Origin of the sequence: Paenibacillus xylanexedens (genome assembly GCF_001908275.1) — a bacterium.
GTDB lineage: Bacteria > Bacillota > Bacilli > Paenibacillales > Paenibacillaceae > Paenibacillus > Paenibacillus xylanexedens_A.
Map to the genome: position 1 here is coordinate 2,261,963 of NZ_CP018620.1, position 17,791 is coordinate 2,279,753.

The 17,791-nt window shown below is 46.9% G+C and carries 14 protein-coding genes; 11 read left to right on the forward strand and 3 right to left on the reverse strand.

Annotation, left to right across the window (positions count from 1 at the left end; translation table 11 throughout):
• Positions 1-3 precede the first annotated feature (3 nt).
• On the forward strand, positions 4-1,056 hold the full coding sequence (locus BS614_RS09840) for a glycoside hydrolase family 18 protein (protein WP_074093851.1): 1,053 nt from the start codon (positions 4-6) through the stop codon (positions 1,054-1,056).
• A 205-nt stretch (positions 1,057-1,261) separates the two neighbouring features.
• On the opposite strand, the gene BS614_RS09845 is transcribed toward BS614_RS09840, so the two are convergent.
• The gene (locus BS614_RS09845) at positions 1,262-3,562 is read right to left on the reverse strand and encodes a helix-turn-helix domain-containing protein (RefSeq protein WP_074093852.1); all 2,301 of its coding nucleotides are present in this window, start codon (positions 3,560-3,562) and stop codon (positions 1,262-1,264) included.
• Positions 3,563-3,877: 315 nt separating this feature from the next.
• Positions 3,878-5,392 carry a glycoside hydrolase family 43 protein gene (locus tag BS614_RS09850; RefSeq protein WP_074093853.1) on the reverse strand — a complete coding sequence of 505 codons (1,515 nt, stop codon included), beginning with the start codon at positions 5,390-5,392 and terminating at the stop codon, positions 3,878-3,880.
• Between the two features lie 164 nt (positions 5,393-5,556).
• Here BS614_RS09850 and BS614_RS09855 point away from each other — a divergent pair, with 164 nt between their 5' ends.
• From BS614_RS09855 to BS614_RS09865, 3 genes are all read left to right on the forward strand, one after another.
• A complete protein-coding gene (locus BS614_RS09855) occupies positions 5,557-6,426 on the forward strand; it encodes a helix-turn-helix domain-containing protein (RefSeq protein ID WP_425320271.1) in 870 nt (289 codons plus the stop codon).
• A gap of 315 nt (positions 6,427-6,741) precedes the next feature.
• Positions 6,742-7,089, forward strand: coding sequence for an ArsR/SmtB family transcription factor (locus BS614_RS09860; protein WP_074093855.1), 348 nt, complete (start codon positions 6,742-6,744; stop codon positions 7,087-7,089).
• A 30-nt stretch (positions 7,090-7,119) separates the two neighbouring features.
• Positions 7,120-7,635 carry an SRPBCC domain-containing protein gene (locus BS614_RS09865; protein WP_074093856.1) on the forward strand — a complete coding sequence of 172 codons (516 nt, stop codon included), beginning with the start codon at positions 7,120-7,122 and terminating at the stop codon, positions 7,633-7,635.
• A gap of 79 nt (positions 7,636-7,714) precedes the next feature.
• Here the strand turns inward: BS614_RS09865 and BS614_RS09870 are convergent, their stop codons facing one another.
• On the reverse strand, positions 7,715-8,632 hold the full coding sequence (locus BS614_RS09870) for an ArsR/SmtB family transcription factor (protein WP_017690213.1): 918 nt from the start codon (positions 8,630-8,632) through the stop codon (positions 7,715-7,717).
• Positions 8,633-9,029: 397 nt separating this feature from the next.
• Here BS614_RS09870 and abnA point away from each other — a divergent pair, with 397 nt between their 5' ends.
• From abnA to BS614_RS09905, 7 genes are all read left to right on the forward strand, one after another.
• The gene (gene abnA / locus BS614_RS09875; RefSeq protein WP_074096772.1) at positions 9,030-9,941 is read left to right on the forward strand and encodes an arabinan endo-1,5-alpha-L-arabinosidase AbnA; all 912 of its coding nucleotides are present in this window, start codon (positions 9,030-9,032) and stop codon (positions 9,939-9,941) included.
• Between the two features lie 132 nt (positions 9,942-10,073).
• Positions 10,074-11,414: an ABC transporter substrate-binding protein gene (locus BS614_RS09880; protein ID WP_074093857.1), complete on the forward strand. Its 1,341-nt coding sequence runs from the start codon at positions 10,074-10,076 to the stop codon at positions 11,412-11,414.
• 157 nt (positions 11,415-11,571) lie between these two features.
• Positions 11,572-12,462 (forward strand): carbohydrate ABC transporter permease, encoded by an 891-nt coding sequence (locus BS614_RS09885; RefSeq protein WP_036611613.1) that lies wholly within the window; start codon positions 11,572-11,574, stop codon positions 12,460-12,462.
• A gap of 26 nt (positions 12,463-12,488) precedes the next feature.
• Entirely contained in the window at positions 12,489-13,331 is an 843-nt protein-coding gene (locus tag BS614_RS09890; RefSeq protein ID WP_036611483.1) for a carbohydrate ABC transporter permease, read from the forward strand.
• A gap of 56 nt (positions 13,332-13,387) precedes the next feature.
• Complete coding sequence (locus BS614_RS09895) at positions 13,388-14,809, forward strand: arabinan endo-1,5-alpha-L-arabinosidase (protein ID WP_074096773.1); 1,422 nt, start codon at positions 13,388-13,390, stop codon at positions 14,807-14,809.
• A gap of 923 nt (positions 14,810-15,732) precedes the next feature.
• The gene (locus tag BS614_RS09900; protein WP_074093858.1) at positions 15,733-16,713 is read left to right on the forward strand and encodes a glycoside hydrolase family 43 protein; all 981 of its coding nucleotides are present in this window, start codon (positions 15,733-15,735) and stop codon (positions 16,711-16,713) included.
• Positions 16,714-16,908: 195 nt separating this feature from the next.
• Positions 16,909-17,754, forward strand: coding sequence for an EcsC family protein (locus BS614_RS09905; RefSeq protein WP_084174474.1), 846 nt, complete (start codon positions 16,909-16,911; stop codon positions 17,752-17,754).
• Positions 17,755-17,791: the final 37 nt, after the last annotated feature.

Consider the following 17,791-nt stretch of genomic DNA (forward strand, 5'->3'; position numbering starts at 1 on the left):
AGAGTGACCAAATATATTGCTGCGGGTTATGCTGTGGATTCAGTTCTCCCCGATATGGCACATGAGGATCTGTCAAAGTTAACACATCTGAACATAGCCTTCGGACATGTCAAAAATGATGCAATAACAACCGAGCATCTAAAAAACGGTCACGTTATCCAGAACATCAAGCGGGAGCATCCGAATCTTACAGTGCTGCTGTCTGTAGGCGGATGGAGCGCAGGCGGTTTTTCCGAAGCCGCCTCAACCCAGGCGGGGAGGGACAGCATGGCTGCATCGGCGGTTAGGGTGCTGGAGGAATTTCCTTTTGACGGGATTGATCTGGACTGGGAATATCCTTGTTACGGTGAAGCTGGTATCGCATCCAGTCCTGATGATAAACGGAATTTCACTTTACTTCTCAAGACGATCCGGGAGGCACTGAGTGCCAAGGGAGAAGAGGATGGCCGTCATTATCTGCTCACCATTGCGGCAGGGGCTGATCAATACTACGTTGATGGTACAGAGATGGCTAAGGTGCAGCAGTACCTGGACTACGTGCAGTTGATGACCTATGATATGCGCGGCGGTTTTCAGGTTCTGACCGGACATCATACGAATCTGTACACGCCAACAGGAGATCTGTTTCGAATTAGTACGGATGCTTCCGTGACCCTGTTTGTTCGCGCTGGTGTCCCGAAGGAGAAGATTGTGATCGGAGCTGCGTTCTATTCCCGGATCTGGACTGAGGTCCCTGACCGAAACCACGGGCTCCATCAAATGGCTGGTAGCACAGGCGGCTACGGTCCGTCATTTGCCGAACTGGAAGCGAAGTACATTAACAAGAATGGTTACACCCGTTATTGGGATGAAGAAGCCTGTGCACCGTTTCTGTTTAATGGGTCCAGCCTCATATCGTATGATGATGAAGAATCGATCAAATGCAAATGTAATTACGTAAAGGAGCAAGGTCTGGCCGGGATCATGTTCTGGGAGTACGACTGTGATCCAACTCACCGTTTGCTGGGTGCAGTGCATCAAGGGCTGAAGGATCTTTCGGCTGGGAAAATCGGATAAGGCCGCCGGTCGCGACGAATCAGATTATGTATACGGACTAAAAACATATGAAGGGGCCGTTCTATACGTCATGCTCATGACGTATAGAACGGCCCTTTGTTTGCGTTATTTTGGTCTAATGAATCAGGCACTGTTACTCGCTCTTATATACATTGTTTACTGTTCTGAGATGTAACCATCACAGAGACGATATCTCCATCTCCATTTATCCAATACATTCCTCGTCATCATCATCAGGGGAATCAGCGGAGCCGTTGGGACGGTGCATTTTACGATATTGCCCTGGGGTATAACCCGTCTCTTTTTTGAATTTGCGGATGAAGTTTGGTGTATCCAGGTAACCGACACGCGTGATGATATCTTTTAACGGATCGGTAGTATGCAGCAGTAGTCGGATGACCTCATCCATCCGTTTCTGCCAGATATATTGAGTAAAGTTCATGCCGATCTTTTCTTTAAAAGAACGACTGAAATAGGATGAAGAGATCGTGAATTTCGATGATATCGTACCTAAACTGAGATCATAATCAGAGAAATTGGCATCGATATAAGCCACGATTTCATCCATCAGGGAGCTTTCTTCCGTCTCACTCTTTGCCTCGACATGGGCGCAGATTTCGGCGGCAAGGCCTGTTAGTTTTTTCTCCAGATCCTCCAACGAGTCGTAGGAAGTGATTCTTGGAAGCTGATCAACCACATGATGGATTCCAAGCTCCGAGGCGGTTTTGAGCATTGTATTCAGAATATCAAAGCAGATGCAACGCAGCAACGGTACAGACGGCATTTCGGATTTCAGGGTATTCAACGCAGTTGATACCATCTGAACCGCCACATCATAGCTGCCTTGTTTTAAGCTCTGAACCAGCTTTAATAACACATCCTTAGGGACCCAGAAGGAAGAATCCTGTACACCGGAACCAGAAAGGTTGTTAAAGTATGTACTGCTGCCCTGTCCATGCAGCATCGATGCTTCCAGAGCGGTCGAGGCCTCGATGTAGGACTGATTCAACTGTTTCGGATAAGTGTACCGATTGCCTATCCCGATTGCGGGCGCGACCCCGGTGTGTTCTGTCACCATCCATTGCAGTTTCTCAACAATAGGCTCGATACGGGTATTCAGGTTATCTTCATGCCTAATTTCGGCATCGAATCCCACGATAAGGGCCAATTGGTCTGCCTGTGGCAGCTCCACGCCGTAAGCATAAGCAGAGAACTCCGGCAGCTCCACATCGTTCATCAGCTGCATGACAGTAGGTTGCTCGGGGTTATCACCGATAGGAAAAGCGCGCATTTCCCAGCCCATGATCATGACAAAATAATGGGATCGGTTAAAGCGTATACCAAGCTTATCCGTAAACTCAGAGGGGAAATCTCCGGTGTGACCGTGCTTCAGCAACATGAGCAAAATATGATTGCGAGCATAGGGCTCCTGAAGATCTACGCGCTGACTATAATCATGCAGTGTTTTCTTGATCCATTCCAGCTCGTTGGTGGTGAAGGATGGATCAGGATCATTTTTCAACCGAATGAACTCCATTAAGTCTGAAATCGGATGGTACTGTCTTCGGGCCAACATAATGGCGAGGAACGTGCCCATCACCACCATGAAGGAGAAAACAAGAACAACAAAGGTGCGAATATGAACGATTCGGCTAAAAAATTGGTTGCTGGGCATAGCGGTCACATAAGTCCAACCCGCATCCGATTTAACGGATACAACCGAATGTGGTTCTTGATTTAAGGAGATGCTGTGCGTTCCGGGTTCAAGAGCAAACAGAGCGTTAACTTCCTGTTCGGATATGATTTCTCCCTTGTAATTGGCTGCCAGGACTTGCCCGAAATTATCGAAAATATAAGTCATCCCGTGATAGTCGCTAAGGATGGAATCAATTAAGCCCGTCAGATTGGACTCGTGTATCAAGTACATGACGGTTCCATGGGCGGGCGTATTGTTAGGTGCAATCGGTACAAGGTATGCCAGCATGGAATTGGGTATTCTGGTTCCTTGGACGACCTGCTCCGCTGGACGTATTGTGGGGGACTGTACGTTATTCAAATCCCGGATCATGTCCGTTTTGTTCCACGTAGTAAATTTGTAGCGGCCAGTGAATACATCCAGGTTCTCAGAACCTTGAGAAGAATAGATGTTATCATCTTCACGGAAGAACAGGAATAACTCATCGATAATGGAACTGGTGGCTTTGTATTTGACCAATGCGCCGATGGATTCCCGGCTATAGTACGGATGGTGGGTCCAATACCGCGTTAACTGCTCATCGTAGGCGATGCGAAAAGCGATGTCTTGGAGTTCCTTCATGCGATCATCAATGACAGTTTTGGCTTGAGTGAGCTGATTGACATTGGTCTGTTCAATCTCTGAACGGAGCGTGTCCACAGCATTGTGATAAATAATGATGGTTAAAATAACAAGAGGGATAAGGAAAATGGAGATATAGGATAGGGTGTACTTAAACAGAAGCTTGGACTTGAAGTGATTCCATTTCATATCTGCAACCTCCCGTTTTTCTTTCGTGCTGCAGCGATAGCGCTCTCATATGGGCAGTGAAGCTATTGCCAAGATGGGAGATGCTGGGGTGTTCCTTCTAAAAATACTAGGAGAACTTCTCTAATAAAGCAATGGTTCTTTTATAAATTCCAGTGCAATCCGTAAGAAAGATTCAGCTATAGCAAAATCCCCTCAAAGTTCACTCATTTCCTTATGCTACCACACAAGGCTTTTCAAAGAGTAACTACTTTAAGGGGATAATTCTAGCTAATCATATATTATATTTTCTATTACTGAATATAGGAGTTAAAACGATTATTCGTCCAGAGGTTCATAGTCAAACCAATCGTAACTCGCAGGCGTACACTCCCCAGACGGAGCATAAGCGTACATGGCGATCATCACACCTGTGAAACCACTTGCCACTTCGGTAGATAACAGGTGCGTTTCCCCTGAACCCACTTCGATAGCATCGGATGAACCTTGCTGGTAGAGGAACGTGAAGTGATTACGGTCAGCCTTGATTTGTAATACAACTGGCCCGGTGTCACAGTCAAGCACCTGTTCGGTTCGCAGAGAGCCGACGGTTCGCCGTAGTATGATTTTCTTCTGCCCATCGACATGTGTTACAGCGAAATCGTAATGATATTTATCATTCATAAATAAGGTTAATCCAGCTTCCTCACCGCTCGCATTTGGCTCATAACGCAGCTCGGTGGCCATATTGCATAAGAAATGGCTCAATCGACGCCCAACAAAGGCTGGATTTTGTCCATCATCGAGTGAAACCGAATGACCACGAAGGATGAGCTGCCCGGGATTTTCAGTGAGCGCCCAACTACCCGGATCCGGATTACGTAAGAAGATCCAGTTCATGCCTAATGATGGTTCGTCAAAATCATCCCGAATAGCCTGAGGTGACCAAGGGTACTCAGCCAACAAAGGCCCAGTCATCTCCGGCTCAATATGTCCGTTCACACCGATCATCGGCCAACCCTCATCCGTCCACGTGACAGGTGCCAGGAACGTTTCGCGTCCCAGATGGTGCCGCATGGGATAACCTGCTGGACGAATACCAAGAGATACGGCCCACCAGCTTCCATCCTGGATCTGGACAAGGTCTGCATGACCGGTTGCATGAATGCTGGATTTCATGCTCCGATTGGACAGAATCGGATTATGAGGACACGGATCAAATGGTCCGTATGGCTCTGTGCTCCGAGCGATGGTCTCCATATGACCATACTCCGTTCCACCTTCGGCGATCATCAGATAGTAGAGGCCGTTTAATTGATACATGTGGGGAGCTTCGGGGGCTGCGCCTCCGGTTCCAGTCCAGATCAATCGACTATCGGTCAGTCTGGCTCCGGTCGTGATGTCTATCTCGCACTGATAGATACCCTCGCCTTCATCGCCGTTACAGGCCGTTTGAAAATACACATGTCCATCTTCATCAAAGAGAAAAGAGGGATCAATGCCGCCCTGATCAACAAAAATCGGAGCAGACCATGGTCCCTCGGGTTGGATACTACGTACATAAAAATTTCCGCCGCCGCTGACATTGGTTGTTGTCATGTAGAACCAGCCATCATGGTACCGGAGTGTTGGGGCGAAAATGCCGCCAGAACTGCCTGCGTTCGCTAGAGGGAGTTGCTCCGTTGTTGTGAGGACATGGCCGATCTGTCGCCAGTTCACAAGGTCTTTGCTGTGGAAGATGGGCACACCAGGGAAATATTCAAAGGTACTGGTTACCAGATAATAGTCTTCATCTACACGGCAGATACTTGGATCTGGGTAAAACCCCGGAATGACCGGATTGGTATATTTCATCATTTATGCTCCTATTCATTGTGAGAGTTTAGTATGGATCTGGACACATTGAAAATCCCTGCTACAAGGCGAATTATAACGCTTATAAGTATATGGAACCTTGATTTTTCGGTCTTGGAATAGCATGATATAGACATTCAACCCAACATGGTTTGCGGAGGGGAATGCTTTTGAGTAATGCATATTTGAGATGGTTTACTTCAGATCAACAGTTTCCATTTTTCATTCAGTATGGTGGACACGACCAAGACATGGAGCTTCATAATCATGTGGACTTTACGGAACTTGTCATTGTTCTGAGTGGTCATGCAACTCATGTGGTGAACACCGAGGAATTTTTTATTAAAAAAGGGAACGCATTTGTGATTAATGGCGACACCCATCATGCGTATAAAGACCCTCATGATTTTAGGATCTGTAACATTATGTTCAGTCCCGAGATGCTTGCTTCGGCGGGGCCCGATCTGAGAAAATCTAACGGCTTCCAGGCGCTGTTTGTTTTGGAACCGTTTTATCGTAATATTCACTCCTTTCCGAGTAAATTGGCGTTATCCATTTCCAGTCTGGAGTATGTAGAATCACTGATATCGTTCATGATTGAGGAGTATCAGAGTAAACAGCAAGGGTATCAGACGATGTTGATCTCACGTCTTACCGAGATGGTTGTTTATTTGTCGAGGCAATATGATACGCAGGAGAAAGGGATCGAAGGTAATAATCTGATGCATCTGGCAAATGCCATTTCATTTATTGAAGATCATTATCTGGAGCCACTGTCGTTGGAGGATATTGCGGGGAAATCGAATATCTCAATAAGGCATTTGAATCGGATTTTCCGATCCTATTATCAGATGACCCCGATCTCTTATCTGCAAAAGTTGCGTCTGGAGAAGGCATGTCATTTGTTGAAAAACGGGAATCTGTCCATTACGGAAATTTCGTATGAATGCGGGTTTAACGACAGTAATTATTTCACCCGCCAGTTTAAGAAAGCCTTTGGCGAATCTCCCAAAACATACAGACAGACTCAATGAGTCAAAATCATGCGAATTATGATCAGGGAATGATTGAGATCAATCGCTCCAATTTCATATATAATCCCCACCTGTTATTCCAATTCGTAACACTGGTGATTATTATTACAGATTGTCAATTAAATTCAAATAGTATATCTGTCGGGATATAGTATGCAACATTCGGGACTATTTGAAAAAAGTTATGATTACTTTAATAATATTCCTTTACGGGAATATTCCTTATGGGGTATAATTTGGGTATCAGGAAGAAGAACATTTTGGTGAAGGAGATGAGATTCTACCTATACACATTAACTGAATGAGGTGAACAGCATGTCAGGACACAATCCGGGTATGGATATGGCCTTGCTGGGCGCTTTGGCTGAACCGAATCGTATGCATATCGTCGAATTATTACGTGATGGTCCTCTTACTGTGGGGGAAATTGCTGAACAGCTGGGATTACGTCAACCTCAAGCTTCGAAGCATTTGAAAGTGCTCAGTGATCATGGCATTTTGGATGTAAAGGCCGTGGCCAACCGCAGGATTTACAAGCTCCGTCCAGAACCTTTTCAAACGTTGGATGAGTGGGTGCAGTCGTTTCAGAACATCATGGAAGACCGTTTTGACAATCTGGATCATTATTTGCGTGAACTGCAAAGTAAGAAAGACAAACCATAGGCATTCGCTAACTTATAAGGAGGAATGACAATGTTAAGCAACGGAATGGTGTCGAGTGTGGAAAATGAAAAGGTACTTGTACTTGAGCGTGTATTTGACGCACCTCGTGAGCTTGTGTTCAGCATGTTCAAGGAATCGGAACATCTTCAGCGCTGGTGGGGACCGAGAGGTTGGGTCATTCCCGTCTGTAATGTGGATTTTCGACCAGGCGGTGTTTGGCATTACTGCATGAAATGTGAGGATGAGAACCAGGGAGATTTTTACGGTATGGAATCTTGGGGAAAAGGTGTGTATAAGGAAATTGTTGAGCCGGAAAGGATTGTTTATATCGATTATTTCTCGGATGCCGAAGGCAACACAGATGAGAACCTGCCGACAACCGAAGTAACCATGCTATTCTTTGATCTTGGGGGCAAGACAAAGATCGTAAATCGATCAGAGTATGTATCCGCAGAGGCATTGCAAACCGTCATGGATATGGGGATGTTGCAGGGAATTGCGGAAACCTGGGACCGTTTGGCGGAACGTCTGAACGAAGTGAAGTAACAGAAAATGAAAACAGCCGTCCGTTTTTAACTGGGCGGCTGTTTGTTGATTTTTTAGGTGTAACACGGTTTATTCGCAACTATTCCTCTTGCACATTATAAAGTACCCGAGCGAGCAGATTCTGTCCATAGTTTCCGAAGTTTTTACCAAAGATCGTTAAGCCCCGTTTGTTCAAAGGTCCGTCCGTAACCGCAATGCGGAAGTGAATATCGCTTTTGTAATCCAGTCCAATCTGGTCCAGCGTTACGTCCGAGATGCGGCATCCGTCGATATAGCTGCCTTCCTGTGTAATCCGGATCAGCTTCAGCATGCCGTACTGATTCAAGTGCGGAGGCCACCATTCCGGGTTGAAGGTACCGCGTGTATTGCCAAAATCCCCCGGACTTGTCCAGCAGCCAATCTCAATCCCATTGACATAGAAGTAAATATCCGAAGGGTAATTGTCACAAAAGCCAGGGGCCTCCGATCCCAGTTCCATCGACAACTGAATTTCGCTAAAGGACTGATTAGGTTTGAGATAGTTTGGAATCCGATACTCGAGATAACCTTCAGCCAGCCAGATCATCTCCGCATCAATTCGCAGAGGATCAGCAAAGTACCGCGGATCATCGAACTCTCCAACAATGCTGTCCCGTGTAGCGAGACCACATGTGGGTGCAGCCTGATAATCGCTGTAATGACCGACCTGAATTTCCACCTCATAACGATTGTTAATCTCCTGTGAACGCAGATCAACCATCAATTTTTCCTCATTGAGATAACATATCTTCTGAATTCCATGTTTGCCAACGGCGGTGTTGATCTCGATCAATCCGCTCTCTTCAAGCTTCTTGATATGCATTGTGATAGCGCCATTGCTCAGTCCAAGCTTGGTTGCAAGATCATTGAGATTAAGACTTTGGTTCTTGGCCAGCAGCTCGATGATCTGAATCCGGATTTCCGAACTGAGCGCTTTGAAGATATTCACACCCGACATCAGATCTTTAATATAAATCATAGGTGGATTTCCTTTCCCCGTTCTGAACAAAGTCTTCGACACAGACATTTGCACATTTATATGTTTTATTTCAGATAATTATAAATCATTCCCTCATGGAAGGGAAGGGTGGAGAAATAGAAGCCAAAACCCTTGTGTATAGCGCAAATACGAAAATATAATCTATATTTTGTCCACTATTCCAGTTAAAATAAGTGTTAATCAGTTCACATATATTTGAAATATACCATTGAAATGTAATGTAACCGCTTTTATAATCCTATTATACCTAAATTGATTCATTACTTCATGAACCTAATTAACCATTTGAACAGGAAAGGTGGAGTTCGGTTTGGAAAAGTTAAGCAATGTGAAGAGGTTTAAGTGGAAACGGTTGGCGTTACCGGCATTACTTGTGATGGTATTACTGCTGGCAGGTCAGTCAAAAGCTTTGGCGGCGTTCTGGAATCTGAACGGAGATACCGCTGTTCATGATCCGTCGATTATCAAAGAGGGAAGTTCCTGGTACACCTTTTCAACCGGCCCGGGCATTCAAGTATTGAAATCCGATAATGGATCGTCTTGGTATCGTGTTCCACAAATCTTCTTAAGTAAGCCATCCTGGTGGGCTTCTGCCGTTCCGGGACAAAGCGGATTGGATGTATGGGCACCGGACGTAGAGCAGTACAACGGAAAAGTATGGCTCTATTATTCGATCTCCACCTTTGGCTCCAATCGGTCTGCAATTGGTCTTGCGTCTGCGAACAGTATCGGTGCAGGCCAATGGAAGGACGAAGGATTGGTGCTTCAAACCACGACCGCCAATAATTATAATGCCATTGATCCGAATCTGGTCATTGATGCTTCAGGCAATCCATGGCTGGCCTTCGGTTCTTTCTGGAGCGGTCTGAAGATTGTCAAGCTGGACAAAAACACGATGAAACCGACGGGAAGTATAACTTCCATTGCTGCGCGCCCGAATAACGGAGGTGCTATTGAAGGACCAAGTATTGTATATCGAGGCGGCTATTATTACCTGTTTGCTTCCATCGATTCTTGCTGCCAAGGGGTGAACAGTACCTACAAAATGGTCTATGGACGTTCGACCAGTATAACAGGCCCTTATGTGGACAAAAACGGAGTTAATATGCTGAATGGTGGCGGAACGATATTGGATACAGGCAATGTGAAGTGGAAAGGTCCAGGTGGTCAGGACGTGTACAACGGCAATGTCATCGCAAGACATGCCTATGATGCAGAGGATAATGGCAATCCGAAATTGCTGATTAATGACTTGCTTTGGGACTCGAATGGCTGGCCGAAATACTGATTTATTTTATATAAATATAAAATGTTTTATAAAAGTATTGACTAAAGTGATCTGGATTTGATAAATTTAACAACAGAAATCTTATTTCATCCAATTGAATACGGTTACAAGTTCAGATCAGGAGGGGTTCAGATGGTAAAGAAAAAGAGTTGGGTCACATTCATGCTTCTTATGCTGGTAAGTGCGCTGGTACTCGCAGGTTGCGGAGGAAGCAGCGGTGCAAGTGGGGACAAGGAGTTAACATTTATGTTCCGCGGCGGTACTGATGAGCAGAAAGCATACCAAGCGGTGGTCAAGAAATTCGAAGAAGATCATCCGGGTGTGAAAGTCAAAATTATCGTAACGGCTGCGGATCAATATGCAACCAAGCTGAGAGCGGCAATTACAGGCAACAGCTTGCCTGACGTATTTTATATCAATCCGGGCGACGTGAAAGCGTATGTGAACAGCAATGTGCTGATGAACCTCACTTCGTATATTGAAAACAATCCGGATGTTGATCTCGATAATATCTGGAAATACGGCGTGGACCTGTATCGTTATGACGGCCAAATGGCAGGTCAAGGTGATATCTACGGTATGCCGAAGGATCTGGGGCCATTTGCACTGGGCTACAACAAAACGTTGTTTGAAAAAGAGGGCATTCCATTCCCTGACAAGGATAAACCATACACATGGGAAGAGTTCATCAAGGTGAACCAGCAAGCGACCAAGGATACTAATGGGGACGGTAAACCGGATGTGTACGGTACTGGATTCAACGTACAGTGGGCACTGCAATCCTTTGTATGGAGCAACGGTGGCGACTGGTTGGATGAGCCCAAAACAAAAGTAACGATTGATGATCCAAAATTCGCTGAAGCGCTGCAATTCTTCGCGGATATGCAGAACGTATACAAAATTACACCTTCCATTGAGGAAGCGCAAACATTGGATACGTATCAACGCTGGATGAAAGGTGAAATGGCTTTCTTCCCTGTAGGCCCATGGGATATGAGTACATTTGAGAAATTGCCTTTTGATTATGATTTGCTGCCATTCCCTGCGGGATCAACTGGCAAATCGGCAACGTGGATCGGATCTCTGGGAATCGGAGTATCCGCGAAAACGAAACATCCAGAAGAAGCAGCAGCATTGGTGAACTACCTTACGGCTTCGAAGGAAGGCATGCAACAACTGGTAGATGCCAAGGTACAGATTCCGAACTTGCTTGATATGGCAGACGAGTGGGCCAAAGATACATCCACGAAACCAGCCAACAAACAGGAATTCATTGATATCGTTGAAGATTACGGCAGGGCTCTGCCAGGTAACTACACGTACAATGCGGAATGGTATGACCTGTTCTTCACGGACATCCAGCCGGTATTGGATGGCAAGATTACAGCCGCAGACTATGTGAAGCAGCAACAACCGAAAATGCAAAAACTGCTCGACAAAGCGGTAGAACAAGAAAAGAAATCTCAGAAATAGTAGATAGGAAAGGGTGATGCCGGCAGCCTGCAATCATGCTGCTGGCATCATTCGTATTGGGACTTATTGGATTCCATACGGGCATGTGGCATTCGTTGATCGGCAAGGTTCAATCGAAGAATGCCACATGCTGATACTAGAAACAGGGGTGAACGCCGTGATTACGAAATCGAGCTTGTATCGCAAAGAGATGCTGTACGGATATCTGTTTATTTTACCTCCGATTCTTGGATTGCTGATCTTTGTCATGTTCCCGTTCCTCTACTCCCTTTATGGATCCTTTACGGATTGGGACGGACTGGGACAGATGAACTTTATTGGTTTGGCCAACTTCAAGGATCTGCTCACGGATGATCTCTTCTATAAAGCGATGTTTAATACATTCTTCCTGATGCTCGGTATCCCGATTGGTCTGTTGTTGGCTTTGTTGCTGGCAATGGGTCTGAATCGTAAAATTCCCGGCACCACGACATTCCGTGTAATCTATTACATTCCGGTTATTTCTTCCCTCGCTGCGGTGTCCATCATGTGGAACTGGGCGTACAACGGGGATTATGGTCTGGTAAACCAGTTCCTTGACCTGTTTGGGATTAAAGGTCCTAACTGGCTCGCCAACAAAGACACGGTCAAACCCGCTCTGATTATTATGACGGTGTGGAAGGGTCTTGGATACACAATGTTATTGTACCTGGCAGCACTGCAAAGTGTATCGCGTACATATTACGAGGCGGCTGAGCTGGATGGAGCGAATGGGTTCCAAATTTTCCGCAATATCACCTGGCCTATGGTGAAGCCGGTTACCTTTTTCCTCATTGTTACGAATATCATTGGTGGTTCCCAGATCTTCACCGAGATGAACATTATGACGCCTACGGGTGGTCCTGAATATTCTTCGGCATCGATCGTCTTCTACATCTGGCAGAAAGCCTTCAGTAACTTGCAGATGGGTTATGCCTCAGCGATGGCCATGATTCTTGGTATTTTCATTTTTGTCATTACCTTGGTGCAATTCAAAATGAATGAAAAATCAGCCTATGATGGGGATTGATTGTCAAGGAAAGGAGTGAACCGGAGATGTCTTACAGTCAAAAGAGGAAATTAACGAACTCGATCATCTTTATCGTACTCGCGATCGGTGCGATTGCGATGATTGCACCACTGATCTGGATGTTGTCCACTTCATTGAAGGAGAAGCAGGATGTGTTCGCGCTTCCGCCTGTGTGGATACCTGAAGTATTCCAATTTGGTAAGTATAAAGAAATCTGGGAAGCTGGTCCGCTGCTCAGCGGGATCAAAAACAGCCTTATTGTTGCGGTGAGTGTAACGGTGGTGGGTACGTTTACGTCCAGTATCGCGGCCTTTGCCTTTGCCAAATTAAGATTCCCGCACAAAAATAAACTGTTTCTCGCGTTGTTGGCATCCATGATGATTCCTTATCCGACAGTCATGATCCCGCAATTCATCATGTTCGCGAAGCTGGGCTGGGTGGATACGCTGTTGCCACTGATCGTTCCAGGCCTGTTCGGTAACGTAATCATGATCTTCTTCCTGCGCCAATACCTGCTTAGTGTGCCTGATGCAATTATTGAGGCGGCCAAAATCGATGGAAGTTCCTACTTCCGGTTGTACTCCAGTATTACGTTCCCGCTCATCAAACCGGCGATTGCTGCACAGCTGATTCTATGGTTCATGGGCATCTGGAACGATTATCTGGCACCAATTATCTATCTGAATTCTCCGGAGAAGCAGACGTTACAACTCGTTATAGCAAACTTTAATGCCACGTATGCAATTCAAACCGATTACCCGCTTATTATGGCGGCGTCGATTGTAGCTCTGTTACCTGTATTAATCATCTTCCTGATCTTCCAGAAACAGATTATTGAGTCGGTTGCGATTTCGGGAGTGAAGGGATGAACCAGCGGAAGAAATTCCGACGGTGGTCGAATTCAGGAAAAGGAGTGGTTGCTTCCATGTTGTTATTGTTGGTTGTTGGAGCTACAGGTTGTTCCGGAGAAGGAGCAGGAGAAACGGTGTCCCGTCCGGTCTTTCCTGAAGCTCCACAAGCTACTCAGTTGTATGACACTTCCATTTTGGACGATGAATCACGCTGGACGGTGAACAATGCGCATGATCCGGCCATTATTAAAACAGAACAGGGATACTACGTCTATTCCACAGACGTTCGTGTAGCAGGAGAAGCGAAACCCGGCGTCATGGTACGCAAATCAGATGATCTGATCCACTGGACGTGGGTAGGTCAAGCTCTGCCGGGTATTCCGCAAGAAGCGCTGGACTGGACAGGTGCGGTCAATCTGTGGGCACCGGATGTTATTCAGGTTGGTGATACCTATCGGATGTATTATTCGGCTTCTTCTTTTGGCAGTACCCAGTCAGCTATTGGTCTTCAGACATCCTCATCTCCCGAAGGTCCATGGACAGATGAAGGACTCGTTGTGAAAACTTCTGCGAATGAACAGGACAAATTAAATGCCATTGATGCCAATCCCATTGTGGATGCCGAGGGCAATTCGTGGATGGTATATGGTTCATTCTTTGACGGAATCTACATTGCGCCACTTGATCCCGACACCGGGAAATTCAAGGACGAGGGTTATGGTACTCGCATTGCTGCTCGGGATCGTGCAACTGAAGAGGGTGCAGTGGAAGGTCCATACATTGTGTATAACCCGGAGTTCAAAAAGTATTATCTGTTTGTCTCCTATGATTCCTTGTTCGAAGATTATAACGTGCGGGTTGCGCGTGCTGATTCAATCACAGGACCGTACACGGACATGAATGGTATGAACATGCTGGATACGGATCATCTGCCGCAATATGAGATCGGCACCAAAATTCTCGGCGGTTACCGCTTCACAGAAGGCGAGGGCTGGGTTGCGCCTGGACATAACTCCGTTCTGAAGGACGGAGACGATTATTATATTGTGCATCATGCACGGGGTGAGACGGACAAAAACTGGCCATATCTGCATGTACGCAAAATGTTATGGACCAAGGAGGGCTGGCCTGTCGTTTCACCTGAACGTTACGCAGGTGAGACTACACAGGATATTCCGAAGTCCATGATTGCCGGGGAGTGGGAAGGCATGGCGCTTGATCCGTCCGTGGACGGGCAGATTCAAGCCGTGCCTTATACCCTAACAAGCAACGGTAAAATTAAAAGTGAAAAAGGTTCAGGAACCTGGACATTTGATGGCAAACAAACACTGACGTTGAAGTGGAAGGAAAGCCCATGGGGCGGAGCTTCCACCGAAGAGCTGCAACTGCTGCCGTCCTGGGACTGGGAACGAAGCCAACCCGCGCTGGTGGTGACAGGCCTCAATGACCGCGGCATCGCAGTCTGGGGCAAGCAGATCAGCGCTGCGGAGGAATAAGGGGTTGACCAGCGAGCAGTAAAAGAGCGAGCGACTGCTCCGAAGGTGCACAAGCAGAGAGGGGGAGGAAGGAGCCGCAGGAGCGAGTTTGGCATCCGATTTCAACCGCAAGGAGTGGTGGAAAAAGAAATCGGAGGACAAGAGAGCACCAAGGCCCTACCGCCCCCGAACGTCCGCTGTGCATGACAAAGTTGGCCTATGTATGAGGCCAATCATGCACTAAGTATGGGGAGAGTTGACCCTGCGAAGCGGTCGACCCCATAAGATCGAGCCAACAAAAAAGGCTCGAAGTGAGGTTGTAACCCGGCGAGCGCGGTAAGAGTGAGCTGCCGCTCCGAGGGTGCACAAGCAGTGAGGGGGAGGAAGGAGCCGCAGGAGCGAGTTTGGCATGAAATTTCAACCGCCAAGAGCGGTGGGAAAAGAAATAGGAGGACAAGAGAGCACCAAGGCCCTGCCACCCCCGAGCGCCTGCTGTGTATGACAAAGCTGGCATGTTAAGGTGCGCTAACGCCAAGGTGTTGCAGCTTTTAGACACTCAAGATTCATCTGTGCTGGCCTATGTCTGAGGCCAATCGTTTACTGAATATGGGGAGAGTTGACCCTGCGAAGTGGTCAACCCCATAAGACCGAGCCACCAAAAAGGCTCGAAGTGAGGTTGTGACCCAGCGAGCGCGGAAAGAGCGAGCTACTGCTCTGATGGTGCACAAGCAGTGAGGGGGAGGAAGGAGCCGCAGGAGCGAGTTTGGCATCCGATTTCAACCGCCAAGAGCGGTGGGAAAAGAAATCGGAGGACAAGAGAGCACCAAGGCCCTGCCACCCCCGAGAATCCGCTGTGCACCACCCCAAAAGGGTTTTCGCTTTTTCGCAATTGGGTTACATCCCTAAACTTCGAGCCAAACAACATTTGAAAGGGGAGCATTCCCATGACTGATTCTATTACCTTTACTAATCCCATCCTGGAGCAGCGCGCTGATCCGTGGGTGTACCGTCATACAGATGGTTACTATTATTTTTCCGCTTCCGTACCAGCCTTTGACCGGATTGAGATCCGGCGAGCAGAGACGTTGGAAGAGTTGAGAGATGCTGAGCCTGTAACGGCTTGGACCAAGCGTGACACAGGGCCAATGAGTGCCAACATCTGGGCACCGGAGATTCATTTTATCGATGGCAAATGGTACATACACTACGCTGCGGCTCACACCAGTGAGACTAACGAAGGGCTGTTCGATCATCGGATGTATGTTCTGGAGAACGATTCCGCGAATCCACTCGAAGGAGAGTGGGTAGAAAAAGGGCAGATTTACACCCGGTGGGAATCATTCGCGCTGGATGCAACAACCTTTGAACATAAGGGAATCCGCTATCTGGTGTGGGCGCAGAAAGATCCCGATATTGTGGGCAACTCGAACCTGTACATTTCCGAAATGGAAAACCCGTGGACGCTACGCGGCGAACAGGTTATGATCTCTACGCCAGAGTATGATTGGGAGATCATCGGCTTTAAGGTCAATGAAGGAGCAGCCGTGATGCATCGTAATGGACGGTTATTCATTGGATACTCGGCGAGCGCGACCGATTACAACTATTGTATGGGCCTGCTCACCGCAGATGAAAATGCCAACTTGCTTGATCCGGCCAGCTGGGTGAAATCACCCGAGCCGGTATTCCAGACTTGTGAAGCGAACGGCCAATACGGTCCGGGCCATAACAGTTTTACGGTATCACCGGATGGCAAGACCGATATTCTGATCTATCATGCGCGCAATTACAAAGACATCGAGGGTGATCCCTTGTATGATCCGAACCGTCACGCCCGTGCTCAAGTGATTCATTGGCGTGAAGATGGCACACCTGATTTCGGTGTTCCAGCTCCAGATGGCAAAGCAGTAGCAGAAGCAAAATAAGATGTAGTGAAACCTTGAATACGAGAGCTCTTAGTTAGCGAGTGATGCTGATTAAGGGCTCTTCTGTATGTGAACGATAAGTTAGAACGGTCTGAATGTAGATGTCTTGGATATAAAACAAAGCAACCACAACGATGATTTCTGCGTATGAGAAAGATACAGATTACGATACACAACCTATTAGGAGGATCACATATGGATTCACGCGAGACGTTGGACAAGGAACTTGAACAGATTTTGAAATGGGAGAAACAACAGAAAGACTTGTTTATTTGGGATAAAATCGGGCGTTTGCCCTTTGCGATGTTGGATAAAGTGATGCCTAAAGCGCTGAAACAGAAGATCGGAGATTCCCTGAACGACGTGGGTCAGTATGTGCAGAATGGGGGCAAGTTCCTCGTACAGAAGAAAAAAGTAGCCAAGCTGCTGCAAGAGGAAGCCGAGAAGTCCGGTTATTCCATGACGGACACGACCGATCGTCTGGAGCATGATGCTGAAGCTGAGGAGACTGCGAAGATTCATAGTGTAGAGAATCTGCCACTTAAGGTGCTGGACCAGGTAGCTGATAACATTACCGATAGTCGAACGAAGTTTGCTGCGGCTCAGGGAGCAGCTACAGGTTTTGGTGGTATTGTAACCATTGCAGCAGATATTCCGATGGTGATGGGGCTTTCCTTGAAGGTACTGCAGGAGATGGCACTATGTTACGGCTATGATCCAGACGAACCGCTGGAGCGCATCTTTATTGTCAAATGTCTGCAATTCTCTTCCGCTGATATTGTAGGCAAGAAAGCGATTATCGAAGAACTGGCCGCTTACGACGATCCGGACAAACCCATTGAGGTGGTATCGCAGATGCAGGGCTGGCGGGAAGTGTTTAATTCCTACAGTGAATCATTTGGCTGGAAGAAGCTGTTCCAACTCGTGCCGATTGCTGGCATGGTGTTTGGTTCGGTGAGCAACAAAAATACGATCCGTGATGTAGCCGAAGCAGGTAAAATGCTGTACAAAAAACGGCTGATCCTTCAGCGTTTGAAATAAGGTTATAGCAGAATACTTAATTGAAAGAGATGAATTT

What these genes read in the sequence shown, in the direction of transcription:
- BS614_RS09845 (WP_074093852.1), bottom strand. Translation starts at nt 3,562, where the DNA reads ATGAAATGGAATCACTTCAAGTCCAAGCTTCTGTTTAAGTACACCCTA.
- BS614_RS09850 (WP_074093853.1), bottom strand. Translation starts at nt 5,392, where the DNA reads ATGAAATATACCAATCCGGTCATTCCGGGGTTTTACCCAGATCCAAGT.
- BS614_RS09855 (WP_425320271.1), top strand. Translation starts at nt 5,557, where the DNA reads ATGCTTTTGAGTAATGCATATTTGAGATGGTTTACTTCAGATCAACAG.
- BS614_RS09860 (WP_074093855.1), top strand. Translation starts at nt 6,742, where the DNA reads ATGTCAGGACACAATCCGGGTATGGATATGGCCTTGCTGGGCGCTTTG.
- BS614_RS09865 (WP_074093856.1), top strand. Translation starts at nt 7,120, where the DNA reads ATGTTAAGCAACGGAATGGTGTCGAGTGTGGAAAATGAAAAGGTACTT.
- BS614_RS09870 (WP_017690213.1), bottom strand. Translation starts at nt 8,632, where the DNA reads ATGATTTATATTAAAGATCTGATGTCGGGTGTGAATATCTTCAAAGCG.
- abnA (WP_074096772.1), top strand. Translation starts at nt 9,030, where the DNA reads ATGGTATTACTGCTGGCAGGTCAGTCAAAAGCTTTGGCGGCGTTCTGG.
- BS614_RS09880 (WP_074093857.1), top strand. Translation starts at nt 10,074, where the DNA reads ATGGTAAAGAAAAAGAGTTGGGTCACATTCATGCTTCTTATGCTGGTA.
- BS614_RS09890 (WP_036611483.1), top strand. Translation starts at nt 12,489, where the DNA reads ATGTCTTACAGTCAAAAGAGGAAATTAACGAACTCGATCATCTTTATC.
- BS614_RS09895 (WP_074096773.1), top strand. Translation starts at nt 13,388, where the DNA reads ATGTTGTTATTGTTGGTTGTTGGAGCTACAGGTTGTTCCGGAGAAGGA.
- BS614_RS09900 (WP_074093858.1), top strand. Translation starts at nt 15,733, where the DNA reads ATGACTGATTCTATTACCTTTACTAATCCCATCCTGGAGCAGCGCGCT.
- BS614_RS09905 (WP_084174474.1), top strand. Translation starts at nt 16,909, where the DNA reads ATGGATTCACGCGAGACGTTGGACAAGGAACTTGAACAGATTTTGAAA.